The organism is Burkholderia sp. PAMC 28687 (genome assembly GCF_001577465.1).
Taxonomy (GTDB): domain Bacteria; phylum Pseudomonadota; class Gammaproteobacteria; order Burkholderiales; family Burkholderiaceae; genus Caballeronia.
Genome location: NZ_CP014507.1, coordinates 1,077,463 through 1,100,169, shown reverse-complemented (window position 1 = coordinate 1,100,169; position 22,707 = coordinate 1,077,463). Strand labels below are relative to the sequence as shown.

Here is a 22,707-nt window from a genome sequence, read left to right as displayed (position 1 = left end):
TACGTGCCACGTACACGGCGCCTTCCATAAGGCGGCGCCGCGACCTTCAAGGAGATAAAAATGTCCGTTGCAGCTCAGGAAAGCACCGCCGTGCCCGAGGTCAACTCGCGGCAGGTCATGGGTGCAGTGGTAGCCTCGTGCCTGGGTTGGGCACTCGATCTTTTCGATCTGTTCGTGCTCCTGTATGTCGCGCCGGTGGTCGGCAGGCTGTTCTTCCCGTCCGAACACGCCATGCTTTCGCTGGCGGCAGTGTATGCGTCGTTTGCCGTGACCCTGTTGATGCGGCCGCTCGGTTCGGCATGGTTCGGATCTTATGCGGACCGTCATGGACGCAAGGGCGCGATGATTCTCGCAGTCGTTGGCGTGGGGATATCGACGGCGCTTTTCGGGGTGTTGCCAACGGTCGCGCAAGCCGGACTCGCCGCGCCAATCCTCTTTCTTCTGTTGCGCCTCGTGCAGGGTGTGTTCGTAGGTGGCGTGGTGGCGTCCACGCATACCATCGGCACGGAGTCCGTTGCGCCCAAGTATCGAGGCGCGGTCTCGGGATTGATCGGCGGCGGCGGTGCAGGGCTCGGTGCACTGCTCGCGTCCATTGTGTTCCTGACCATGTCCGCGATCTTCCCCGGCGAACTGTTCGATGTCTGGGGATGGCGCTGCATGTTCTTCACCGGCATCATCAGCTCGGTGCTCGGCCTGTTCGTTTTCAATACGCTCGAGGAGTCGCCGCTCTGGCAGAAGCTTGCGGCCGAGAAGGCGGCCAAGGCTGCGAATCGTGATCCGTCGGTGCCGGTCGAAGTGATTCGATCGCCGATCAAGACGTTGTTTTCCCGCGAATATCGCGGCATTCTTTTCGTGAACCTGCTGCTCACGATTGGCGGCGGCAGCGGCTATTACCTCACGTCGGGCTACCTTCCTACCTTTCTAAAGGTGGTCAGCCACGCGCCCAACGGCGCGGCTGCGGCCATCCTGATGATCGCAAGCGTGGGAGTGCTGCTGGCCTCGGTCGCAGCGGGCCATCTGAGCACCTTCATTGGACGCAAGAGTGCGTTCATCTGGATCGGACTCGTGCGTCTCGTCGCGTTACCCGCGTTGTTCCTGTTGTTGCCTACTGCGCAAAGCATTACGATGATCGGCCTCTACGCCGTGATACTGAGTGCGCTCGGCAGCGCGGGTTATGCGCCTATCCTGATCTTCCTGAATGAACGATTTCCCACCGCGATCCGCGCAACGGGAACGGGCCTCTCGTGGAACATCGGCTTTGCAATCGGCGGGATGATGCCGACGGCCGTGTCGCTCGTCGCGAAGGACCCGAGTGAATTGCCCATGACGCTGGCTATTTTTGTCGGTGTGATCAGCGTGATCTTTCTAGTTGGCGCTTTCATTGTTCCGGAAACGCTCGGCAAGCTGGAGAACAACGCGCGAGCCGTACATTGAAGGTCAGGGTGCGGTAGTCACGCGGCGAATGTCTTCCGTGATGATATCGATGAGGGCGCTCGCCGCAGACCCAAGCGGCCGCTTCGGGTGACTGACGCACACGATCTGCCGCACGATAACCGGGTTCGCAATCCGGTGAATCCGCAGCACGCCGTCGTCCACTTTGCGCTGCACGACCACGCGCGGCATGATGGTCGCCACGCTGCTCTGTTCCACGAACTGCACGATCGTGGTCAACAGGTCGATCTCGAACTTCGGCTTGATCACGATATCCGCGTTGAGAAGCGCGGCATCGAGTGCGCCGCGCAAGCCGTTGCGCCGCGTGGGCAGGACCAGTTCGAGATCGCCGAGCCTGGACAGGTCGATCTCGTCGGGCAGAACGCGACCGTGGGTTGCACTGACCACGAGGACCATTTCTTCGTCGAGTAACGCGCGGGTATCGAGCGTGAGACGTCCGCGCGGCTTGTTGATGACCGCGGCGTCGAGCCGTCCGGCTTCCACGGCATCGATCAGTTGTGCGCTAAAGCCGTCCGCCACCGATACCTCGACTTGCGGAAACAGTGCATTGAAGGTCGCGAGCGACTCGGGCAATACGCTTTCCGCTTCCGATGCCACCATGCCCAGCGACACGCGTCCCGTGACGATCACGTCCGTGCTGCTGAGCTGCTCGCGCGCATGGTCGATGTCTCGAATGATCGGCACATACAGCCGGTACATGAGGCGCGCCGCGTCGGTCGGCGTCATGCCATGCGGGCCTCGTTCGAAGAGCGGCTGATTCAATTCCGCCTCGAGCTTCGAAATCTGCATGCTCAATGCGGGCTGAACGATATTGAGCCGCTTCGCAGCGCGCGTGACCGAACCATCTTCAAACAGCGCGATGAAATATTGAATCTGCTTCAGGTCCATGGGCGGGCGGCGAGTGAGTCGATGCACGATGAGACCACAACCGGCCGCCCGATACCAGCATACTATCTACCCAGGTAACGCTTCTGCGCCTGCACCACGAACGCCTGCGCGTCACGTGCCGCTTGCACGACCGTTGCCATGCCGAAGAACTCGTGCGTTGCGCCCTGGTAATTCTGAATCTCTACTTCTACGCCCGCGCCGCGCAATTGATCCGCGAGCTTTTCGCCATCGGAACGCAGCGGGTCGATGCCGGCAGTCACCACCGTCGCCGGCGGCAAACCGTGGAGATCGGCGCTGACGACATCGATGAGCGGATTCTTCAGGTCGGTTTTCTGGTTGATGAGGTGATCGACGAACCACAGCATCATCGGCTTGTTCAGCGGCTTCGCGTTGCGGTTTTCCTCATAGGAAATCGACATCACGTTGTTGCTCGCGACCGGGTAGACCAGCGCTTGATGCAGCGGGAGTTGCAAGCCGGCGTCACGTGCGTATATGGCTACGTTCACAGCCAGGTTGGCGCCCGCGCTTTCGCCCATCACCGCAATTCGCGCCGGGTTACCGCCGAGACTTGCGGCATGATCGACGATCCATTTCCATGCTGCGAAAGCGTCTTCATGCGACGCAGGAAACTTGTGCTCAGGCGCTTGCCGATAATGCGCCGACACCACGATCGCATTCGTCTGCGCGGCGATGGAACGCGGCGTTGCATCGTAGACGTCGATGTCGGCAAACACGAAGCCGCCGCCGTGGAAATACAGGATCACGGGGAACGGGCCTTCGCCCGCAGGCTTGTAGACACGTGCGGGGTTTTCGCCTGCCGCGCCCGGAATCATGATGTCCTGTGTCTGCACCTGCTGTACGGCTGGCGGTGGCGTGATGCCGCGTTCCTGCATCAGCTTCACCACGGCGTCGGTGACGGTAGGTTGCTGACGCGCTTCGTCTGGAGTGCAATCTTCGATTGGCTTCGGGTTCAGGCTCTCGAATGCGTTGAGCACGTCCTTCATGTCGGCGTCGGCATGCTCGGTCGGGTCCATTCCCACGACACCCTTGATCGTATCGGCGAGGCTCATGTCATCTCCAGAATTGATGGAAACCGCTCCACGAATGGCGGTTCCTTACACTTGAGGTGCAAGCGTTATGCCCATCGATCCTCGCTTTCCGACCAGCAGCATGACGCGGTATTTTTGTCTTTGGGCGCTGCGGAATACTATTTGCTGCAATGCGATTGTCCTAACCCAACCATGGACCTCCCATGAAGCCCTACATTGTTTGCCACATGATGTCTTCCGTCGATGGTCGCAGTCTCACTGACGGCTGGCACCTCGACTATGCTTCCGACTTGTACGAAAGCACCGCTGCCACGTTCGAGGCCGACGGCTGGATTTGCGGACGCGTCACGATGCAGGAAATCGCGCATGGCGACGGTTATCCGAAGGGCCTCGCCGAGGAACCCGTTCCGCGCACGAATCATTTCGCCAAACGCGGTGCCGACCAGTACGCCATTTCTATCGATCCGAAGGGACTGGTCGAGTGGAAATCGGACACCGCGCTCAAATCGCACATCATCGAAGTCGTAACCGAGCAGGTCGCGGACGACTATCTTGCGTACCTTCAGTCCATTGGTGTGTCGTATGTTTTCGGTGGCAAGACGGACATCGACCTGGGTCATGTGATCGAAACGCTCGCAGACGAGCTCGGCGTAAAAAAGCTGATCGTGGAGGGCGGTTCCCATGTAAGCGGTGCGTTCGTGAATGCCGGTCTTGTCGATGAGGTCAGCGTGCTGATCTTGCCGCTCGTCGATGGCCGCACCGAACATCCGTCGTCGTTCGAAGTTTCGATGGACGCATGGAAGCAGCCGGCGTACCTCACGCTGACGTCAGTTGAACAGACGGCCAACGATGGCGTGTGGCTGCGCTACACGCAGAAAACGAAGTAAGGGATTACCCCTAATGGCGGAAGTGCCTTTATTGTATTTCGGGTTTTTACGAAATATAATTCGGTTCATCGCGAATTCATCCGCTGGACCCAACCGTACTTACTGCCGTCTCATGGACATCGACGCTATTCACAAAGCCCTGGCCAATCCGGTGCGCCGCGAGATCCTCGCGTGGCTCAACGAACCCGGGGTTTATTTCAGCGAGCAGGACATGCTGCTGGAGAATGGCGTGTGTGCGGGGCAGATCTACGCGCGCTGCAATATGTCGCAATCCACGGTTTCGGCTCATCTGGCAACGCTTCACAAGGCGGGTCTGGTCACGTCGAAAAAAGTCGGCCAGTGGATCTTTTTCAAGCGCGACGACGCGGTAATCAATGCGTTTCTCGAACAGTTGCACCGCACGCTCTAAACGCGACACATCGATCAACGAACGTTCCCCATACTCTATTTAGGATTACTTCCAAAATGCCAAATCTCCTCGATCCGCTCAAAGCAGGCGCTTTCAATCTTCGCAACCGTATTGTGATGGCGCCGCTCACGCGGCAGCGCGCTGGTGAAGAACGCGTGCCGAACGCGTTGATGGCACGGTATTACGCCGATCGCGCCGCAGCCGGCCTGATCCTGAGCGAAGCGACCTCGGTCACGCCACAAGGAGTGGGTTATGCAGAAACGCCGGGAATCTGGTCGGACGAGCAGGTCGAAGGCTGGAAGCTGGTCACGAAAGCCGTGCATGACGCAGGCGGCACGATCCTGCTGCAACTCTGGCACGTCGGACGTATCTCGGACCCGATCTTCCTGAACGGCGACCTGCCCGTTGCGCCGAGCGCCATTGCCGCAAAGGGGCACGTGAGCCTCGTGCGTCCGCAGCGCGAGTTCGTGACGCCGCGCGCACTGGGACTCGATGAAATTGCAGGCGTCGTCTCCGCTTTCCGTAAAGGAGCTGAGAACGCGAAGCTGGCCGGTTTCGATGGCGTTGAAATCCATGGCGCTAACGGTTATCTGCTTGACCAGTTCTTGCAGGACAGCACGAACACGCGCACGGACAATTACGGTGGTCCTGTTGCAAATCGCGCGCGCCTGATGCTCGAAGTCGTCGACGCATGTATTGAGGTGTGGGGCGCGGATCGCGTCGCCATGCATCTCGCACCGCGCGCTGATTCGCACAGCATGGGCGACAGCGATCGCGCCGCGACTTTCGGTTATGTCGCACGTGAGCTGGGCAAGCGCAAGATCGCGTTCATTGCTGCACGTGAACGTGTGGCTGAAGATTCGATCGGACCGTTGCTGAAGAAAGAGTTCGGCGGCGTTTATATCGCGAACGAAAAGTTCACGAAGGAAAGCGCGCAGGCCGCACTCGATCGCGGTGATGCGGATGCTGTGGCATGGGGCCAGTTGTTCATCGCAAATGCGGATCTGGTGAAGCGCTTTGAAACCGATGCCCCGTTGAACGCGCCGATTCCCGAGACGTTCTATGCACGCGGTACCGAGGGGTACACGGACTATCCGACGCTCGAAACCATGGACTGAGCTTTTTGGTTTCATGAAAAACGGTGGCCTTGGGCCACCGTTTTTCATGTCATGCACGCCTTCAGATATTTCGCTGTATGACCGCGCGCTCCCTTCTTCACCACGTCCTCTGGCGTTCCGCTTGCCACGACATTGCCACCGCTCTCTCCCGCGCCCGGCCCCATGTCGATGACCCAGTCGCTTTGCGCCGCCACGCGCATGTCGTGCTCGACGACAATCACGGTATTGCCCGCATCGACGAGACCCTGTAACTGCACCAGCAACCGGTCGCTGTCGACGCAATGCAGGCCCGTGGTGGGTTCGTCGAGTATGTAGAGGTGCTTGCCCCGCTGCGCGCGCTGCAGTTCCGTTGCGAGCTTGATGCGTTGCGCCTCGCCGCCCGAGAGCTCCGTCGCGGGCTGCCCGAGCCGCAGATAGCCCAGCCCGATGTCACGCAATACCGCGAGCGCACGCATGATCTGTGGCTCGTCTGCGAAAAAGCCGCAGGCGGTATCGACGGTCATCTGCAGGACTTCCGCAATGTCCTGGTCGTTCCATTTGATTTCGAGCGTCTCGGGGTTGTAGCGCGTTCCGCCGCAAGTGGAGCATGGCGCATAGACGCTCGGCATGAAAAGCAATTCCACACTGACGAAGCCTTCACCCTCGCACGTCGGACAGCGGCCTTTTGCGACGTTGAATGAAAAACGGCCGGCATCGTAGCGTCGGCGGCGCGCTTGCGGCGTGTCGGCAAACAGCTTGCGAACATGGTCGAAGAGGCCGGTATAAGTGGCGAGATTGGAGCGCGGCGTGCGGCCAATCGGCTTCTGGTCGACCCTTACGAGGCGGCGTATGTGTTCCATCCCTTCCACGATCTCGCCGTCTGTCTGAATGTCTTCCGTGTCGAGGAGAGGATCGCGTTCTTCGTCGGTTTCGGTCGCTATCGGACTGCCGAGTTTTTCCGCGATGAGTTCCGGCAGCGCCTGACTTACCAGACTGGATTTCCCCGATCCCGAGACGCCGGTGACCGTCGTGAAGCACCCAAGCGGAAATGCTACGTCGAGAGCTTGCAGGTTGTTTCGAGTGACGTTGGCAAGCCGCAACCATCCAGCCGGAGAACGCTTCGTGCGTCCGACAGTCCGGCGTTCCCCAAACAGATGCAGCCGTGTCTGCGATGCTTCCACGTCGGCTAATCCTGCAGGCGGACCGCTGTACACGATGCTCCCGCCTGCCGTCCCCGCCGCCGGCCCGACATCCACCAGCCAGTCCGCGCGACGCATCATCTCCAGATCGTGCTCGACCACGAAGAGCGAATTGCCGGCTTCTTTCAAGCGCTGCAGCGCGCTGTAGAGCGCCTCGCCATCGGCGGGATGAAGTCCGGCGGAGGGTTCGTCGAGGACGTAGATAACGCCAAACAACTGCGATGCCAGTTGCGTCGCGAGCCTCAGGCGCTGCAGTTCGCCCGATGACAACGTCGGCGTGCTCCGGTCCAGCGCAAGATACCCGAGACCGAGGTCGATCAGCGTGGACAAGCGCTCGAGCAGCTCTCTTGCCATGCGTTGTGCGGCGACCTGCTTTTCGCGGGATTGATTCGTTGTCCGTCGTATATCGGGCGATGCCTTGTGCGCAGATCCTCCCGACGCAACCCGGCGCTCCACGGCTTCGCGCATTTCTGTTTTGTTCAGCACTTCGCCGGTTTTTACATCGGGCGACGCCTCGCCGCGCGCAACGGGGCGCAATATTTCCGCGACCCGCGCCATCGGCATCTGCGACAACTCCGCTATATCCAGTCCCGCGAACGTGACGGACAGCGCCTCGAGCTTCAGCCGCTTGCCATGGCATGTCGGACACGCGCTGCTCACCATGAAATGCGACACGCGCTTTTTCATCAACGCACTTTGCGTGTTGGCGAACGTGTGCAGCACATAGCGGCGCGCGCCTGTGAAGGTGCCTTGATAACTCGGTTCGGCGTGACGTTTGAGCGCGGCTTTCGTTTCCTGGGGCGTGAGGCCCGCATAGACGGGCACGGTCGGCGTTTCGTCGGTAAAGAGGATCCAGTCGCGAGCTTTCCTGGGAAGGTCACGCCAGGGGGTATCGACGTCGTAACCCATCGTGACGAGAATGTCGCGCAGGTTCTGGCCATGCCACGCCGGTGGCCACGCAGCGACCGCACGCTCGCGGATGGTCAGCGAGTCGTCGGGCACCATCGACTGTTCGGTGACTTCGTACACGCGTCCGAGGCCGTGGCATGTGGGGCAGGCGCCTTGCACGGTGTTCGGCGAGAAGTCCTCGGCGAACAGCATGGGCTGCTTTGCCGGGTATGTGCCGGTTCTCGAATACAGCATGCGCACGAGGCTCGACAATGTGGTGACGCTGCCGACCGACGACCGCGCGTTCGGCGTACCGCGTTGCTGCTGGAGCGCTACCGCAGGCGGTAATCCGTCGATCGAATCCACCTCCGGCACGCCAACCTGATCGATAAGACGGCGTGCGTAGGGCGCGACCGACTCGAAGTACCGGCGCTGCGCTTCGGCGTAAAGCGTGCCGAATGCAAGCGACGATTTGCCCGAGCCCGACACGCCGGTGAAAACCACGAGTGCGTCGCGTGGTATGTCGACATCCACGTTGCGCAGATTGTGCTCGCGTGCGCCACGTACACGAACGAAGCCGGGTTGAGGAGACGAAGATTTGTTATTTCGATCTGTCATGCGCCTTTTCTTTGGTTTGCAGTTAGGGCTCAGCATTAATCGACTCGCAGAGCTTGTGCCCGGGCTTTCGCATGGGCGCACAAGCGAGGCATTCGACAGGCGGCGTTTAAAAGCCGCTTTTGATACCGCCAAATTCTCGCGCCATCGAATCCGCTCTCGCTACGCGGACGTGATATTAGTGAGGGGTGCGAGATGCGATTTTGCAAAATCGCTTTGCTGTTTCAAATCATGAAGCGGTTGCGGCTTTGTGCGTTGGACAGGTTTATCGCGTTTTTTTCCTGCAATGGAATGAGTAATTGTTTCATTGCCTGCGATAAATGTCGCGACTTATGTATGTAGACCTGGCATGTGGACCAGGGCATGGAGCCCAACGCAAAACGCTCGACCCTTTCGATCAGGAGATGTGGGATGCCTTGATTATTAGTCGCGGCAAGCATGCATTCCCTGACTCTCATTGCCGCTTCTCCCGAGGGCCGGCGCCAAGACAACGCGCGCCGCTCTCTTTCAAAGCAGTCGATTATTTCTGGAGGTACTGGATGTCCAAATCCAAGAAAGCGGGTTCGCAGGAGCAGTCCAAGATTGCAGCACTCAGCCCGTTCGAACTGAAGGACGAGTTGATCAAGGCTGCGGGCGGCGGCGCGGTCGACCGCCCGGCCAACGTCGCCATGCTCAACGCAGGCCGCGGCAACCCGAACTTCCTCGCCACCATCCCTCGGCATGGCTTCTGGCAACTGGGTCTGTTCGCCATGCGCGAATCCGAGCGTTCATTCGCACATATGCCAGAAGGGCTGGGCGGGTTTCCAAAACATGAAGGACTTGAAGAACGCTTCGAGATTTTCGCACGCGACAACAAGGGCGTTCCGGGTATCGATTTCTTGCGCGGCGCACTGTCGTACGTGCGCGATCAACTGGGTTTGAACGGCGGCGAATTCCTTTACGAAATGTGCGAGGGGATTCTTGCTTCGAATTATCCGGTGCCCGACCGGATGCTGAAATTGTCTGAAGTGATCGTGGCGCAGTATCTAAAAAAGGAAATGGTCGGCAAGCATCCTTTCATTGGCGATTTCGACATCTTCGCGACCGAAGGCGGCACCGCGGCCATGACGTATATCTTCAATACCTTGCGCGAGAATCACCTGATCAAGCCGGGCGACACCATTGCGCTCGGGTCACCGATTTTCACGCCGTACATTGAAATCCCCACGCTCAACGACTACAAGTTGAATGTGGTCAATCTCAATGCCGACGTTGAACGCGGCTGGCAATATTCGAAGGAAGAACTCGACAAGCTGCGCGACCCGAAGGTCAAAGCGTTTTTCCTCGTGAATCCGAGTAACCCGCCGTCGGTCAAGATCGATACCGAAAGCCTGCAGTACATTGCAGCTATCGTGAAGGAACGGCCGGACCTGATCCTGCTCACCGACGACGTGTACGGCACCTTTGCTGACGACTTCGTTTCGCTTTTCGCCTTGTGCCCGAAGAACACCATCCTCGTGTATTCGTACTCGAAATACTTTGGCGCCACGGGCTGGCGGCTCGGCACCATCGCGACACACCAGGACAACGTGATCGACGAACTGATCCGCAGGCTGCCCAAGGAACAACGCGCCGAACTGCATGAGCGTTATGAGTCCATTACCACGGAGCCGGAGAACCTCAAGTTCATCGACCGGCTGGTTGCGGACAGCCGCACCGTCGCACTGAATCACACGGCGGGTTTATCGACGCCGCAGCAGGTGCAGATGGTGCTGTTCTCGCTCTTCTCGCTGATGGACACGCCCGAGGCGTACAAGAACGCGTTGAAGCGCCTGATTCGCGGACGCAAGGAGGCGTTGTATCGTGAGATTGGAATCAGTTTCGACGACAGCGACGTGAACCAGGTCGATTACTACACGATCCTCGACCTCGAGTTCCTCGGCAATCGTGCGTATGGACCAGAATTCGTGCAATGGCTGTTCAAGAACACCGAACCGTCAGAGCTGCTGTTCCGCCTTGCGAAGGACGCACGCGTTGTGCTGTTGCCGGGGCGTGGCTTCGGTACGCAGCATCCGTCGGGCCGCGTGTCGCTCGCCAATCTGAACGAAAGCGACTACAAGCAGATCGGCCGTGCGTTGCGCAAGCTGATGGCGGAATACGTGGATCGGTATAACGCGGAAACGGGCAAGTCGCTCGACAGTAAAAAGGTGCTGTAATCAGGCATCGAAATGGAAACGGGCCGCTCTTCAGCGGCCCGTTTCCGTATCAGCTAAACGTTCAGAACTTGTGGCGGATACCCACGCGCCCAGCGATCTGGTTGTCCGTACCGCGGCCCGACGTGCCGAAGTAGCTCGTGCTCGAACCAATCTGCGCCTGCACGCCGGTTCCGTTGTTCGAACCCGACGCGTGTTGATAAATGCCCAGCACGTAGACATCGGTACGCTTGGAGAGCGCGTAATCCACGCTTGCATCGACTTGTTGCCACTTGCCTTGAGCCGCGTCCGTCAGCTTCATGTACGTGTAGCCGAGGCTCGCCGTTGCAGCTGGCGTGAACGCATACTTGGCACCCGCTTCATACGTATTGAACTTGGAAGTAGCGCCGCTGATCGCTTCGAAGCGCGTGTTGGTCCACAACGCGAAGAGGGTCGCAGCAGCGATCTTGTAGTTCGCGCCAATGCCGAACGTGCGCAGGTCCTTCGAGCCACCCGTCGCCACGTTTGCAATGCTCGTGCTGAACGCCGGGGTGGAGGAAGCCGGGAAGTGAATGTCCGTGTAAGCCGCGCCAACGCTGAACGGGCCGTTCGCGTAGTTCAGGCCGAAGCTGTATGCACGCGATGAACCTTGCGTGGTCACGCCGGCCGTCGTGGTCGTGGGCGAACCCGAGAATGCACCTGCAGCGTTCGAGAAGCCATACAGGCCACCGAACGTCACGCCGTAGAAGTTGGCGCTGCTGAACTTGATCGAGTTGTTGATACGGCTCGACGTCAACTGGTCCACGTCATTGATGTGATACGCGTAGTTGCCTGCAACCGTCTGGCCGCCAATGGAATAAGCGCCGCCCAGGTAATCAGTCGAGAACGAGTACTGGCGGCCGAGTGTCACCGAGCCCACGTCCGACTTCGAAATACCCACGTAAGCCTGACGGCCGAATTCCGCGCCGCCCTGACCGAGCGTGCCGTTGCCGCTGTTGAAGCCGCTTTCCAACGTGAAGATGGCCTTGAGTCCGCCGCCCAGGTCTTCAGCACCACGCAGGCCCCAGCGGCTGCCTTGCGATACGCCGTCGTCGTACTTGAAAATCTTCGAGCTGCCGGTGCCGGCGGTGCTGTGGTTCGCGTAGCTGATACCGGCATCGATCAAACCATACAGCGTGACGCTGCTTTGAGCTTGCGCAGGTGCGGCCGATGCGGCAAACGCAGCGAGTGCGGCGATGGCGAGCAGTGATTTACGGTTCAAGACATTCTCCGTGAGCGTGGGTGGTAGCGTGATGGGTCTGGTGCAACAAGTGCGTGGATACGCGGGACTCTGAAGGTCCGCTGACTTGCGACGGGCGGACTTTACGGGAGGCGTATGTAAGGTCTATGACAGTTGTAATGAAACGACGGCCACGCTGCACAGGCCGCTGCTGTGCTATGGGAAAGGTTCGCGCGAGATGCCGGCGATGTATTACTGGAGGGGAAGGGGAAGTGATGCGATGAGCGCCGCGAGCGAATGGGTATCGTCGCGGCGCCTGCGGCGTGTCAGCCTTTCGAAGAGACTTCGCCGCTTGGGGAGAACGGCCGCGGTTTTGCTTGCTCTTGCGCCACCTTCGCGGGGATCACGGCGCTCGCCGGTTGCGAATCATCCACCGAAGTCCGTCCGCCATCCGCGAAGAACGCCTGCTCCGCCGCCTTGTTCAACACGAGAATGCTGATGCGCCGGTTGGTGGGTTCGTCGGCGACGGCCTTGTTGAGCGGCAGCACATCGGCCAGGCCGCGTACCTGCAGGATCTTGCCTTCGCTCATGCCGCCTGCGATCAGCGAGCGGCGCGCGGCGTTCGCGCGTTCGCTCGACAGTTCCCAGTTCGAGTAACCCGCCTGGCCGCCGGAATAGGGCACGGCGTCGGTATGACCTGCAATCGATACCCGGTTGTCCACGTCGTTCATGGATGCCCCGATCTGCGCAAGGATCACGCCCACATAGCTTTCGAGCTTCGAGCTGCCCGATGCAAACATCGGACGCTTGAGCGAATCGACGATCTCGATGCGCAATCCCTCGCTCGTGATATCGATACGAATCTGGTCCTTGAATGCACGCAGCGCCGGCGTATTGTCGATCAGCGCCGTGAGTTTCTCTTTCAGTTGCTTGAGGCGGCGCGCGTCGTCCTCCGCGGCAATGCGCGCGGGGGTCTTGGGCATCGGCTGGGCCTGGCTCTTGGTCGCTTCGCCCGGACGTGAACTTGACAGGTCGCGGCCGCCGCCGTTGATCACGCTCGAGCGCGCAGCGCCACTGCCGTCCTTGCCGCCAAAGAGCGTGGAGAGCGGAGCGTTGAAGTAATCCTCGATGCCCTGCTTGTCGTATTTCGATGTCGAACCGAGCAGCCACATCAGCAGGAAGAACGCCATCATGGCCGTGACGAAGTCGGCGTAGGCAATCTTCCACGCGCCGCCATGATGCGCCCCGTGTCCGGACTTCTTCTTGCGGCGTACCACGATGGTCGGCGCAAGCACCGACTGCAGGGGATCGCGGGATGGTTTTTCAGCCATGTTCGTTACCCGTGGTGTCTGAGTGCAAGCAACGCATCAGGCCGACTTCGGCGATTTGGTGGCGCGAACGGCTTCATCGAGTTCCTTGAAGCTCGGCCGGTCAGCCGTGAGGAGCACCTTGCGGCCGAACTCCACGGCAATGGCGGGCGCATAACCGTTCATCGATGCAAGCAGTACCGACTTCACGCACTGGAACGGCTTGGACTCAGCCTGTCCCTTTGCCGCGAGCAGATCGGCAAGCGGTCCAAAGAAACCGTACGCGAGCAGGATGCCGAGGAACGTGCCGACGAGTGCGCCGGCAATCATCTCGCCCAGGATGGCGGGCGCGGCGCCGACAGAGCCCATGGTGTGAACCACGCCCATCACGGCCGCAACAATGCCGAATGCGGGCAGGCCGTCGGCCATCTTCTGGATCGCGCCGGATGCCACCGATGCCTCTGCATGATGCGTCTCGAGTTCTTCATCCATGAGGTCCTGCATCTCGAGCGCGTTGACGTTACCGCTCGACATCATGCGCAAATAATCGACGATGAACTCCAGCAGATGGTGATCGTTGAGCACGTGTTCGTACTTCATGAAGGTCGGGCTTTTCTCCGGCGCTTCCACATCGACTTCGAGCGCCATCATCCCTTCCTTGCGCGCCTTTTGAAGCAGCTCATAAAGCAGCGCGATCAATTGCACGTACTTTTCTTTCGAGTATCCGCCGCCCTTGAACGCAGTCGGGATGCTCTTGAGCGTCTTCTTGAGTGTCGCGGGGGGATTTGATACGACGAATGCCCCGATGGCCGCACCGAAGATGCACAGCAGTTCGAAGGGCTGAACGAGCGCTGCCAGATGACCGCCAACCCCCATGAAACTCCCGATCACCGAGCCGATGACCAACACCCATCCAATAACGACAAACATGCTCTCTCCGCGTAAATGTGTGCTTCGATTGAATGAAGCTGTCATAGAACTTAACGGCAAGCGGGCTCTCACATTTAGGGTAGATGCGAGGAATCTTTTCTTACCGACTTACGCAAGTCAGCAAAATTTACTCTGGCAAACATGCATTTTTTGCATCGAGGATGAACGGACTAACCCACAGGGGTTGAACCTCCCGCCCGCCTCACGCTCAATAGTAAGGAAGACGCGCGTCAGGCGGGTTGGCATGGATGATGCGTCCCCTTCTAAGGACTTACCGTTCATTTACCAGAGGCGGACCTTCAATATGATTCAAACCTTTGAGCAAACCATTGACGGACAGCCGATGCAATTCTGCGCAAGCATCGCAGACGGCGGCAGCCCGCAGCGCGTGATCATCAGCCGTGCCGATTCGGCGAAATCGCTGGTGATTGTCGAGGCGTCCGGGATCATCAGCGCAATCAAGGCTGAGGTCGAAGCGCCCGAATCCTTTGTAGCCGATGCCGTGCGCAAGGCCCAAGCAGACGGGCTGATAGAAAAAGCGCTCAAATCCGGCGACGTATTGACCACGACGCTTTGATCACCTGCTTCGAATCTTGAACTGAAGAAATGCCCGGACGCGTTTTTCGCGTGCCGGGCATTTTTTATACGGCGACATCCCGGGATTTAAAGGCGCGGAGAGCCGTTGTTGGGGTCAGCGGGAACGAGCGGTGTCGCGGAATCAGGGCCGTCGGGGAGATCGGGGTCGTCCGGATTCGGCGGCGCATCGGGGTCGAGCAGTTCGTCGGCGTCGGGTTCTATCGGCAGTTGCGTCGGATCTATGGGCGTGGACATGGTTCGATACCTCCAGCGGCCTGCGGACCGCGCGTTGCACGAGAGGTGCTCCAGACAATTCGCAACCCACGTTCCCGGCGCGTGGGATGCACCGCTAGCGATGGTTTTTCTGTTTGTTCTCCGCTACGCGCCATGCCATCGCGGCTGCCATCAACAGCAGCGCCATCGATATTGCCGCCGAGAGCCTGACCCCCATCACGATCTGCGCAGTCTCGGCCGACGCCGCATGACTTGCCAAAGCACCGAAAATCGCCACGCCGATCGCGCCAGCCGCTTGCCGCGCCGTGTTGAGCACCGCCGACGCCGTGCCTGCGCGTCTGGAGTCCACCGTTCCGAGCATCGCGGTGCTCATGGCGGGAACAGCGAGCCCCATGCCTGTCGGTATCAGCAGGAACGGCAGCAGCAACACGGCAACGGGCGTGCGGGCATCGACAAAACAAAGCGCGGCGAAGCCGGCGGCATCGATCAATGCGCCGATGATCATTGGCAACCGCGAACCGAAGCGCGCCACGACCGGGCCGGCCGCGAGATTCGATAACAGGAAACCTCCGGTCAGCGGCAGGAATGCGAGCCCTGCGTGAAGCGGCGAGAGACCCAGCACGCGCTGCAAATACAGACTCAGCACGAACACCATGCCGTAGTAAGTCAGGTTCACGCAGATGCCAAACCCGATCGCCGAATTGAACGTGCGGTCGCGAAAGAGCGCCGGCGGCAGCATGGGCGCCCGGGCACGCCGTTCCACCACAACAAGCCCTGTTCCGGTCAGCAGCGCCAGCACCATCCCGCCGATAACGACCGGATGCGCGATTCCCAGCGGCCGAAGCTCGATCATCGCGCCGACGAAAGACGTGAGCGCAACGATCGCCAGCACTTGCCCCGGCAGGTCGACGCCCTGGCCTTTTTGCGCGGTTTTTTGATCGGCGATCCATGCGCAGGTCGCGGCAATGCCGACCAGGCACAGCGGCACGTTGACCCAGAAGATGCTGCGCCAGCCGAACGCCGCGATGAGCGCGCCGCCGACCACCGGCCCCGCCGCGATCGATACCGCGCCCGCCGCCGTCCACAGGCTCACGGCGCGCGCCCGCAAGCCGTCGTCGTGGCCGCAGGACTGGTTGAGCAGCACGAGCGAGTTCGGCAGCATGGCGGCGGCGCCCACACCCTGCAACGCGCGGGCGGCGATGAGCTGGCTGGCATCGGCTGCAAATCCGCATGCCGCCGACGCCAGTCCGAACAGCGCCAGTCCTGCCACGAACAGCCGCCGCGCGCCGAAGCGGTCGCCAAGCACGCCTGCTGAAAGCATCAGCGCCGCGAAGGCGAGCGCGTAGGCGTCCACGGTCCATTGCAGGCTCGCGACGCTCGCGTGCAAGTCGCGTCCCATGCTCGCCAGCGCAACGTTGACGATGGTGACATCGAGTTGAGAGACCACGAAGCCCATGCTTGCCGTGGTGACGATCAGCGCCTGACGTGTGCTCAGTCCTGCGCGTGCGGAGTGAAGGTTCGAGTTCATGTGACCCAGCTTAACGAGCTGGAACGCACGACGTTTCCGTGAATCCTGAAATGTGCGTGCAAGGTTTTTGCATCACGCCCTGTTGCTTTCGTGCATCCCGATATGTGGTCCCGACCGCACGCCTGCGAAACGCCGTTTCGCCTGAAGCAGGCACGAGTCGGCACAAGCAGTGACCTCCCGCGACATATTGAAAGCATTTGTGACCGTGTTGTCCGGGAGTTTAGGAGTTGTCCGATAGAACAAGGTGGTGCCGCTCCGCAAAATTCGCGCGTTCAAAGCGGTCTTGTGAAGCTTCACGAGACCTTCTGCGATGCCTTCGATCCATCAAGCCGAAGTCATCGTGCGCAGCGTCACCGGCATCGTCATCATGCGTATCGCAATCCTGCAGTCCGATCCCCAGCACCGTTATGTCGTCGGCGAAATCGTCGAGCGGCTCGGCCATGTATGCATTCCCTTCAGCGACGGCCTGGCGATGTCGAAGTCGCTGTCGCGCTCGACCGTCGACATGCTGATCCTCGACTGGCATTCCTCCGGCTTGTCCGGCCTGGACCTGGTCAAGTCGATGCGCTCTGGCATTGGCGAACGCGTTCCCGTCATGTTCGCTTCCGCCGACGGCGGCGAGAGCAACATCGTGCGCGCGCTGACCGCCGGCGCCGATGACTTCGTCACGCACCCGGTGCGCAGCGCCGAATTCGGCGCGCGGATCGAGGCGTTGCTGCGGCGCGCTTATCCGGCGAATTCGGCGGCCGTCACCGAACTCGGTCCGTACCGGTTCGATTCACGCCAGCAAAGCGTGACGGTGCGCGGCCAGCCGGTGCAGTTGAGCGGCACGCAGTTCCGGCTCGCGTTGCTGTTCTTCTCGAACATCGGCCGCGTGCTGTCGCGGGACCACATTTTCGCCATGGTCTGGGGACGCGAGTTCCGCGAAAGCACACGTACCATCGACAGCCACGTGTCGCGCCTGAGGCTTGCGTTGAGCATCGAGCCGATCAACCATTTCCGCCTGCAACCGGTGTACAAGAGCGGATATCGCCTGCTGCATCTTTACGGCGATGAAGAAGCCACGCAGCAAATGTTGCAAGAGGAAGCGGCCGCTTGAGGTTTGCTTGAGGTTCGTTTGTGGAACTTGGAAAAAGCCGTCATTGGAACAATGACGGCTTTTTAAATGGACCATACGGTTAAGCGGTTCATATCGATTGCAAAACGCTGCGGCGTGCCGGGTTTCATCTGTGGGTCGTCAGTGGGGATGTCAAATGCAGCGCCCTGGATCTTCAGTCGCGCGTAGCGTTCGCCGCGACGCAATTCGATGCTTTCCACAATGCCCTCGAACGCGCCCGTTTGATCTCGTGTAATCGCCGACGCCGGAAGTCTCCACATGACGTTGCCTCCCATTGCGCTATCTTGCGCAATGCTCAAACGTAACGATCCACCCAGTTCGACCACGCCCGGTTCAACGAGCACGCCTTGTCCGACGTTGTGCAGACCCAGCAATTGCGCCGCGCGCAGCGTTGCCGGCCGCTCGAACACGTCGCTCATGGAACCCGCCTGAAGCACGCGGCCTTGTTCGATCAGGAGGACTTCATCGGCGAGAAGGGCAGCTTCATCGGGATCATGCGTAACGATCACCGTCACCGCCGATATCTCCTTTTGCAGCTCGCGCAGGGACTGCTGAAGACGCCGGCGGCGCGGGGTATCGAGGGCGGCGAAGGGTTCATCGAAGAGCAGAAGCTGACTGTGTTGCGTCAGCGCGCGAGCAAGCGCCACGCGTTGGCGCTGACCGAACGACAGCTCCTGCGGCAAGCGTTGAAGCAGGCTTGAAAGTCCAAGCTGCTCGACCCATTGCCGGGCGCTCGCGGCATCTGCGCTCAAGGGAAACGCGAGTTGCTGCGCGACCGTCATGTGCGGAAAGAGGCCATAGTCTTGCGGCATATAACCAATCTTGCGTGCCTCGGGCGGAAGGCCCGTCAACGACGCATCTCCCAGCGACACCATCGCCGTTTGTCCGGTTTCAAGTCCGGCTATCAGGCGCAAGGTCATCGACTTGCCTGAACCCGACGTTCCGATGATCGCAAGACGCCGTGTTTGCGGCGCCCATTTGATATCGAGATCGAAGCTGCCCAACTGTTTCTTCAATACGATGCTCAAACGGCGGTCGTCGGTATCGATTGCGGCATGTGATTGTGAAAGGTCATTGGTATCGTCTGCATTGACGAATTCCACGTTCGACGTAACGCGCCCGTTGCGGCTATAGATCGACAGTGCCGCGCACACAATGGCGATTGCAAGCGTAGGCAAAAGCAACGGCATCATGGCGGGCAGGCCCTGTCCGCCGAAGACCACGTACGTGTACACCGGCAGTGAATACGGGTGATACGCGACCATCACGGTCGCCCCGAATTCTCCGAACGCGCGCAACCAAGCAAGTGCAAGACCGGCGCTGATCGCGGGCCAGGCAACCGGCAGCGTCACACGAAAAAAGCGGCTGCCCGCGCGATGACCGAGCGTCGCGGCCACGTCTTCGAACATGGGGTCGACGGCGGCAAACGCCGAGCGTGCTGCAATGATCAAAAACGGCGCGGCGACAAACGTCTCCGCCAGCACGATGCCCGCAAACGAGTCGGTCAGCTTGCCGCCGGTCAGTTGCCCGACCCAGCTATAGGGGCCGAGCAAAAACAGCAGCAATACGCCACTGGTCAGCGGCGGCAACGCAAGCGGCAACTGCACGATAAAACCAAGCAACGCCGAACGCTTCGAAGTGGATCGTGCGAGCAGATACCCCAACGGCACGCCGCCGATCAGGATGACAAGCGACGCGACGCTCGCGCTTCCCGCCGATACCGCGACTGCCGAAAGCGTCGAGCGCCAGTCGACACCCTGCCAGTCCGCCGCGCCGATCTGCGGAATGCCGGCGAGGAACGGCGCGCATAGATAGACCGCGAGGAGCGCTGCGAGCCACGACAAAGGTCGCGCAGCGACGCGCCTCATTGCGTCGCGTCGATCACAGCCTGGAGCGACGGCGGCATGGCCTGCGCGTTACCTGTGACAGCGGGCTTGATGACATCGACGCCATGTTCCTTCAGCAACTCGCGTCCCTTTGCACTCAGCAGGAAGTCGACGAAACGCGTGGCGCCTGTTGAATTTGGCGCGTCGCCCAGGATGGCGAGCGTGTAGCTCGCCTTGGCCTGCAATTCAGGCGCGGGACGAATGGATGGAATCTTCAGGTCCGACGTTTCGGTCGAATAGAAGAAACCTGCATCGAGTTGTCCGGATTGCAGACGTCCGACAAGCGTTTCTTCAGGCAAGACCTGCTCCGGATTCTCGGCGGCGCCAAGGGTTTTCTCGACCAGATCAGGCTGGTGATAAAGGCCGGCCGCCTTCGTCACCATCTCGACCGTGAACGCGCCCTTCGGATCCAGCTTGGGATCGGTACGGCCGACCTTGATGCCCGGTTCCTGCAGAACCTGATCCCAGCGCTTGGTCTTGAATTCGCCCGCGAACTTGCTGCGCGGGTTATAGCCGATCATCAACGGCGATTCGGCGAAGGTCACATACCACGCGACATGATCGCCATTGGCCGCGCCCATCAAACCCGTGTTGACCTTCGGGCTTGCGCTGATGAACACATCACCGCGACGCAGTTTGCCCTTGATCTCGTTGGCAATCTTGTTTGAACCCGCCGCGTAGCCCTGGAAATGAAGACCGGTTTCCTTCTCGAACGCAGGACCGACACTGCGCTCCATCAGGTTCACGAGCGAGCCTGCATACAGGACGTTGACGACGTTGTCGTCGGCTACTGCGGTGTGCGCGAACATTGCGCCGGCCATCACTGCAACAGACACCATTGCCTTGCGGATCATCTTGTTCTCCACGGTTTTCCGATTCTGGTTGAAAGGTACCAAGAGGTAATAAAGTGCGTAATAAAGGGCGCTATATTACGCTGAGACATACGGAGTTCGCTAACCCGATCATCACGTCGAAAGGCGGTTTTTCGCGGCAATTGACTCGCGTCCGCCCTGTTGCGCAGGTAAACTTCTGGCTTGCCTGCGAACCGGCAATCACACTACAACGTGCGTTCTTGCCTTGCGGCCGTTCATGCCCGCCTGAGGACGCCGCAACCGGAGATAAAAATGCGTACAAGCGCCCGAAATCAATTTGTGGGTGAAGTGGTGGATGTCAAACACGGCGCCGTGAACGACGAAATCGTGCTGCGCGCCAACGACGGCCTCGAGATTGTCTCGGTGATTACGCATGGCAGTGCGACGTCCCTGGGTCTTGCGGCCGGAAAGGCTGCGTTTGCGTTGGTCAAGGCGTCGTCGGTCATCGTGATGGTCGACGTGGCCAACAGCCAGACGTCGGCGCGAAACAGCTTTGCCGGTACGATCTCGGCGGTCACGCCGGGCGCCGTGAATACGGAAGTCGTCATTACCGTAGCGGGCGGCGCTCAGATCGCGGCGATCGTCACGAATGAAAGTGCTCAACGTCTTGCGCTCGCGACCGGCAACGTGGCTACGGCGATCTTCAAGGCGTCGAGCGTGATCATCGGCGTGGATGACTAAGTCAGATTAGTTAGTGGCAGCGGCCTGGCCCAGCGGAATGATCCTCAAAATGCTGGCGCCGTTTGCTCCTTTTGCACGGTCCACGACGTAAAGCGAATGGTGCAAAGGGTCGATTGCCACACCGCGCGCATCGTCGAAACCGTTTGCGACTTCAGTCACCGTGTTGTCAGGCGTGATCCGGCATACCGCGGTTGCGTTGCATTTTGTGTAGAGCGCACCGCTTGTATCAATGGCAAGCAGATCCGGACCGTTGATCTTCACCACTTGCGTCTTGAGGCCGCCCGCTTGCGAATGATCCAGCAATCCGGCAAGGCTGGTCTTGAGAATCATGTTGTTCCCCTGGTCCGAAATCGATACCGCATCGCCTCGCAGGACAATTCCCACAGGTTTCGCCAACCCGGACAGCACGTTGTGTTCGGATGCCACGTGTGTGGATTCGTCGTAAGTGATCAGGCTTACGCCGCCCGTTGCGGGCGCGCTCCCCTCCTTGACGAACCATGTTGAAAGCAATCTTCGCGGGCCGATAACGGCCAGTCCCAACCGGCGCCGTGCGGGATCGATCCCCGAAAGCATTGCCACCGATTTGTTCGCGCCGATCTCCATTACGGCGCCGGACGTACCAAAACCGAAGCGTTCTATCAGCAATGTGCCCTTGGTCGAGAACGTCACCTGACTGAGCGCATTGGGTTGTCCCGCGACTGGCGCAATGACGGCAAACGGCACAAAGGTCTTGCCATCCGCCGATACAAGCACACTGTTGGTTTTATCGTCGGTTATGAAAATGCGGCCATCGGCTTGAGCAATAGCAATGCCGTTAGGGCGCGCATCGAGCGTTATTCGCTGAGGCGCGCTTGCGATTTGCGCAGACCCGCAACCCGCAAGCGATAACGCCACCGACGCCGACGACGCACAGAAAGCGATGCGCGGAAGGCTCACAAAACGCGCGGTCAGATATGAAAAATCCATGTTGGTTCTCGTTGCAGCGGGGCACTTAATATAACGCTTAAGTCCCGGTTGTTCCCGGCCGCACGCCGCATATGCGAAAAGCGGTATGTCCAACATGGCTCACGCGCATGTCAGCGTCGCTTTTCGACGTCGTAATATTCCGGTGGATATAATGACGTACCAGTTTTCTGCAACCGGTCCCTGGAGGACACAAGATGAGTGATGCCAACGCTCAGGCACTCTTAGTCGAGGACGCCAAGACTGTCATTTCGCTGGAGGGCGATTTCCTGCGTCCCTTGACGGTCGACCTCGCGGAATTCAGGCAACAACCTGCGGTTGTCTCCGATCCCTTCGACCTTCGCTGCTATACGACCAACCGTTTTATTCGAAGCGTGGATACGTACCGTGGCGTGCTGTTGAAGGATCTGATTCTGAGAGCGGGCTTGCAACCCGAGCCGGCAGGACAATTCAAGCGAACAGTTTTTATCGCCGTGGCGCAGGACGGGTACGCCGTGATTTTCTCTTGGCACGAGTTGTTCAATACGCCCGTAGGAGAGCGCGTGATCGTGGCTTATGAGTGTGGTGGCCGGACGATCACCAGCGAGGAGGGCGCGCCTATATTATTTTCCGGCGCAGACATTCTTCCAGCGCCGCGTCATGTAAAGCGGCTTGCGCGAATCGTGGCCCGCGTATTGACGGTCTAGACCACACTAAGCATTTGACTGCGAGCGCCGCGTGCAGCGCTCGCTTTCAATGC

Annotated in this window: 20 protein-coding genes; 9 read left to right on the top strand and 11 right to left on the bottom strand. The window is 59.9% G+C overall.

The features are described from left to right. The first annotated feature begins 60 nt into the window (after positions 1 to 60). Positions 61 to 1,434 carry an MFS transporter gene (locus AX768_RS27870; RefSeq protein ID WP_062003277.1) on the top strand — a complete coding sequence of 458 codons (1,374 nt, stop codon included), beginning with the start codon at positions 61 to 63 and terminating at the stop codon, positions 1,432 to 1,434. 3 nt (positions 1,435 to 1,437) lie between these two features. Here the strand turns inward: AX768_RS27870 and AX768_RS27865 are convergent, their stop codons facing one another. Together AX768_RS27865 and AX768_RS27860 are read right to left on the bottom strand one after the other, a co-directional pair. Next, positions 1,438 to 2,340, bottom strand: coding sequence for a LysR family transcriptional regulator (locus AX768_RS27865; protein WP_062003276.1), 903 nt, complete (start codon positions 2,338 to 2,340; stop codon positions 1,438 to 1,440). Between the two features lie 62 nt (positions 2,341 to 2,402). Further along, positions 2,403 to 3,410, bottom strand: coding sequence for an alpha/beta hydrolase (locus tag AX768_RS27860; RefSeq protein WP_062003275.1), 1,008 nt, complete (start codon positions 3,408 to 3,410; stop codon positions 2,403 to 2,405). 182 nt (positions 3,411 to 3,592) lie between these two features. Here AX768_RS27860 and AX768_RS27855 point away from each other — a divergent pair, with 182 nt between their 5' ends. From AX768_RS27855 to AX768_RS27845, 3 genes are all read left to right on the top strand, one after another. Continuing rightward, positions 3,593 to 4,276: a dihydrofolate reductase family protein gene (locus tag AX768_RS27855; protein WP_062003274.1), complete on the top strand. Its 684-nt coding sequence runs from the start codon at positions 3,593 to 3,595 to the stop codon at positions 4,274 to 4,276. Positions 4,277 to 4,388: 112 nt separating this feature from the next. Continuing rightward, complete coding sequence (locus tag AX768_RS27850) at positions 4,389 to 4,685, top strand: ArsR/SmtB family transcription factor (RefSeq protein ID WP_062003273.1); 297 nt, start codon at positions 4,389 to 4,391, stop codon at positions 4,683 to 4,685. Between the two features lie 56 nt (positions 4,686 to 4,741). Then, positions 4,742 to 5,803: an alkene reductase gene (locus AX768_RS27845; RefSeq protein ID WP_062003272.1), complete on the top strand. Its 1,062-nt coding sequence runs from the start codon at positions 4,742 to 4,744 to the stop codon at positions 5,801 to 5,803. 44 nt (positions 5,804 to 5,847) lie between these two features. Here the strand turns inward: AX768_RS27845 and AX768_RS27840 are convergent, their stop codons facing one another. Continuing rightward, positions 5,848 to 8,487: an excinuclease ABC subunit UvrA gene (locus AX768_RS27840; RefSeq protein ID WP_062003271.1), complete on the bottom strand. Its 2,640-nt coding sequence runs from the start codon at positions 8,485 to 8,487 to the stop codon at positions 5,848 to 5,850. A 536-nt stretch (positions 8,488 to 9,023) separates the two neighbouring features. Between AX768_RS27840 and AX768_RS27835 the strand changes: the two genes are divergently transcribed. Further along, entirely contained in the window at positions 9,024 to 10,679 is a 1,656-nt protein-coding gene (locus tag AX768_RS27835; protein ID WP_062003270.1) for a bifunctional aspartate transaminase/aspartate 4-decarboxylase, read from the top strand. A 61-nt stretch (positions 10,680 to 10,740) separates the two neighbouring features. Here the strand turns inward: AX768_RS27835 and AX768_RS27830 are convergent, their stop codons facing one another. From AX768_RS27830 to motA, 3 genes are all read right to left on the bottom strand, one after another. Further along, positions 10,741 to 11,916: a porin gene (locus AX768_RS27830; RefSeq protein WP_062003269.1), complete on the bottom strand. Its 1,176-nt coding sequence runs from the start codon at positions 11,914 to 11,916 to the stop codon at positions 10,741 to 10,743. A gap of 284 nt (positions 11,917 to 12,200) precedes the next feature. Beyond that, complete coding sequence (motB, locus tag AX768_RS27825; protein WP_062003268.1) at positions 12,201 to 13,205, bottom strand: flagellar motor protein MotB; 1,005 nt, start codon at positions 13,203 to 13,205, stop codon at positions 12,201 to 12,203. A gap of 36 nt (positions 13,206 to 13,241) precedes the next feature. Beyond that, positions 13,242 to 14,111 carry a flagellar motor stator protein MotA gene (motA, locus tag AX768_RS27820; RefSeq protein WP_062003267.1) on the bottom strand — a complete coding sequence of 290 codons (870 nt, stop codon included), beginning with the start codon at positions 14,109 to 14,111 and terminating at the stop codon, positions 13,242 to 13,244. Between the two features lie 304 nt (positions 14,112 to 14,415). Here motA and AX768_RS27815 point away from each other — a divergent pair, with 304 nt between their 5' ends. Next, positions 14,416 to 14,688 (top strand): hypothetical protein, encoded by a 273-nt coding sequence (locus AX768_RS27815; RefSeq protein WP_062003266.1) that lies wholly within the window; start codon positions 14,416 to 14,418, stop codon positions 14,686 to 14,688. Positions 14,689 to 14,774: 86 nt separating this feature from the next. Here AX768_RS27815 and AX768_RS33050 read toward each other — a convergent pair whose 3' ends face one another. Then, on the bottom strand, positions 14,775 to 14,942 hold the full coding sequence (locus tag AX768_RS33050; RefSeq protein WP_155524353.1) for a hypothetical protein: 168 nt from the start codon (positions 14,940 to 14,942) through the stop codon (positions 14,775 to 14,777). 94 nt (positions 14,943 to 15,036) lie between these two features. Continuing rightward, complete coding sequence (locus tag AX768_RS27810; protein WP_062003265.1) at positions 15,037 to 16,449, bottom strand: MFS transporter; 1,413 nt, start codon at positions 16,447 to 16,449, stop codon at positions 15,037 to 15,039. A 367-nt stretch (positions 16,450 to 16,816) separates the two neighbouring features. Here AX768_RS27810 and AX768_RS27805 point away from each other — a divergent pair, with 367 nt between their 5' ends. After that, positions 16,817 to 17,548 (top strand): response regulator transcription factor, encoded by a 732-nt coding sequence (locus AX768_RS27805; protein ID WP_062003727.1) that lies wholly within the window; start codon positions 16,817 to 16,819, stop codon positions 17,546 to 17,548. A gap of 62 nt (positions 17,549 to 17,610) precedes the next feature. On the opposite strand, the gene AX768_RS27800 is transcribed toward AX768_RS27805, so the two are convergent. Both AX768_RS27800 and AX768_RS27795 read right to left on the bottom strand, forming a co-directional pair. Then, positions 17,611 to 19,434, bottom strand: coding sequence for an ABC transporter ATP-binding protein/permease (locus AX768_RS27800; protein WP_062003264.1), 1,824 nt, complete (start codon positions 19,432 to 19,434; stop codon positions 17,611 to 17,613). After that, positions 19,431 to 20,306, bottom strand: coding sequence for an extracellular solute-binding protein (locus tag AX768_RS27795; RefSeq protein WP_062003726.1), 876 nt, complete (start codon positions 20,304 to 20,306; stop codon positions 19,431 to 19,433). The genes AX768_RS27800 and AX768_RS27795 overlap by 4 nt, the downstream gene beginning before the upstream one ends. A 270-nt stretch (positions 20,307 to 20,576) precedes the next feature. Here AX768_RS27795 and AX768_RS27790 point away from each other — a divergent pair, with 270 nt between their 5' ends. After that, positions 20,577 to 21,005: a TOBE domain-containing protein gene (locus AX768_RS27790; protein WP_062003263.1), complete on the top strand. Its 429-nt coding sequence runs from the start codon at positions 20,577 to 20,579 to the stop codon at positions 21,003 to 21,005. A gap of 6 nt (positions 21,006 to 21,011) precedes the next feature. Here AX768_RS27790 and AX768_RS27785 read toward each other — a convergent pair whose 3' ends face one another. Continuing rightward, the gene (locus tag AX768_RS27785) at positions 21,012 to 21,971 is read right to left on the bottom strand and encodes a hypothetical protein (protein WP_062003262.1); all 960 of its coding nucleotides are present in this window, start codon (positions 21,969 to 21,971) and stop codon (positions 21,012 to 21,014) included. Positions 21,972 to 22,165: 194 nt separating this feature from the next. Between AX768_RS27785 and AX768_RS27780 the strand changes: the two genes are divergently transcribed. Continuing rightward, positions 22,166 to 22,654: a molybdopterin-dependent oxidoreductase gene (locus AX768_RS27780; protein ID WP_062003261.1), complete on the top strand. Its 489-nt coding sequence runs from the start codon at positions 22,166 to 22,168 to the stop codon at positions 22,652 to 22,654. Positions 22,655 to 22,707: the final 53 nt, after the last annotated feature.

Excerpts from the sequence above, each read along its gene's own strand:
- AX768_RS27870 (WP_062003277.1), top strand. The coding sequence starts at position 61 with ATGTCCGTTGCAGCTCAGGAAAGCACCGCCGTGCCCGAGGTCAACTCG.
- AX768_RS27865 (WP_062003276.1), bottom strand. The coding sequence starts at position 2,340 with ATGGACCTGAAGCAGATTCAATATTTCATCGCGCTGTTTGAAGATGGT.
- AX768_RS27860 (WP_062003275.1), bottom strand. The coding sequence starts at position 3,410 with ATGAGCCTCGCCGATACGATCAAGGGTGTCGTGGGAATGGACCCGACC.
- AX768_RS27855 (WP_062003274.1), top strand. The coding sequence starts at position 3,593 with ATGAAGCCCTACATTGTTTGCCACATGATGTCTTCCGTCGATGGTCGC.
- AX768_RS27850 (WP_062003273.1), top strand. The coding sequence starts at position 4,389 with ATGGACATCGACGCTATTCACAAAGCCCTGGCCAATCCGGTGCGCCGC.
- AX768_RS27845 (WP_062003272.1), top strand. The coding sequence starts at position 4,742 with ATGCCAAATCTCCTCGATCCGCTCAAAGCAGGCGCTTTCAATCTTCGC.
- AX768_RS27840 (WP_062003271.1), bottom strand. The coding sequence starts at position 8,487 with ATGACAGATCGAAATAACAAATCTTCGTCTCCTCAACCCGGCTTCGTT.
- AX768_RS27835 (WP_062003270.1), top strand. The coding sequence starts at position 9,024 with ATGTCCAAATCCAAGAAAGCGGGTTCGCAGGAGCAGTCCAAGATTGCA.
- motB (WP_062003268.1), bottom strand. The coding sequence starts at position 13,205 with ATGGCTGAAAAACCATCCCGCGATCCCCTGCAGTCGGTGCTTGCGCCG.
- motA (WP_062003267.1), bottom strand. The coding sequence starts at position 14,111 with ATGTTTGTCGTTATTGGATGGGTGTTGGTCATCGGCTCGGTGATCGGG.
- AX768_RS27815 (WP_062003266.1), top strand. The coding sequence starts at position 14,416 with ATGATTCAAACCTTTGAGCAAACCATTGACGGACAGCCGATGCAATTC.
- AX768_RS33050 (WP_155524353.1), bottom strand. The coding sequence starts at position 14,942 with ATGTCCACGCCCATAGATCCGACGCAACTGCCGATAGAACCCGACGCC.
- AX768_RS27810 (WP_062003265.1), bottom strand. The coding sequence starts at position 16,449 with ATGAACTCGAACCTTCACTCCGCACGCGCAGGACTGAGCACACGTCAG.
- AX768_RS27805 (WP_062003727.1), top strand. The coding sequence starts at position 16,817 with ATGCGTATCGCAATCCTGCAGTCCGATCCCCAGCACCGTTATGTCGTC.
- AX768_RS27800 (WP_062003264.1), bottom strand. The coding sequence starts at position 19,434 with ATGAGGCGCGTCGCTGCGCGACCTTTGTCGTGGCTCGCAGCGCTCCTC.
- AX768_RS27795 (WP_062003726.1), bottom strand. The coding sequence starts at position 20,306 with ATGATCCGCAAGGCAATGGTGTCTGTTGCAGTGATGGCCGGCGCAATG.
- AX768_RS27790 (WP_062003263.1), top strand. The coding sequence starts at position 20,577 with ATGCGTACAAGCGCCCGAAATCAATTTGTGGGTGAAGTGGTGGATGTC.
- AX768_RS27785 (WP_062003262.1), bottom strand. The coding sequence starts at position 21,971 with ATGGATTTTTCATATCTGACCGCGCGTTTTGTGAGCCTTCCGCGCATC.
- AX768_RS27780 (WP_062003261.1), top strand. The coding sequence starts at position 22,166 with ATGAGTGATGCCAACGCTCAGGCACTCTTAGTCGAGGACGCCAAGACT.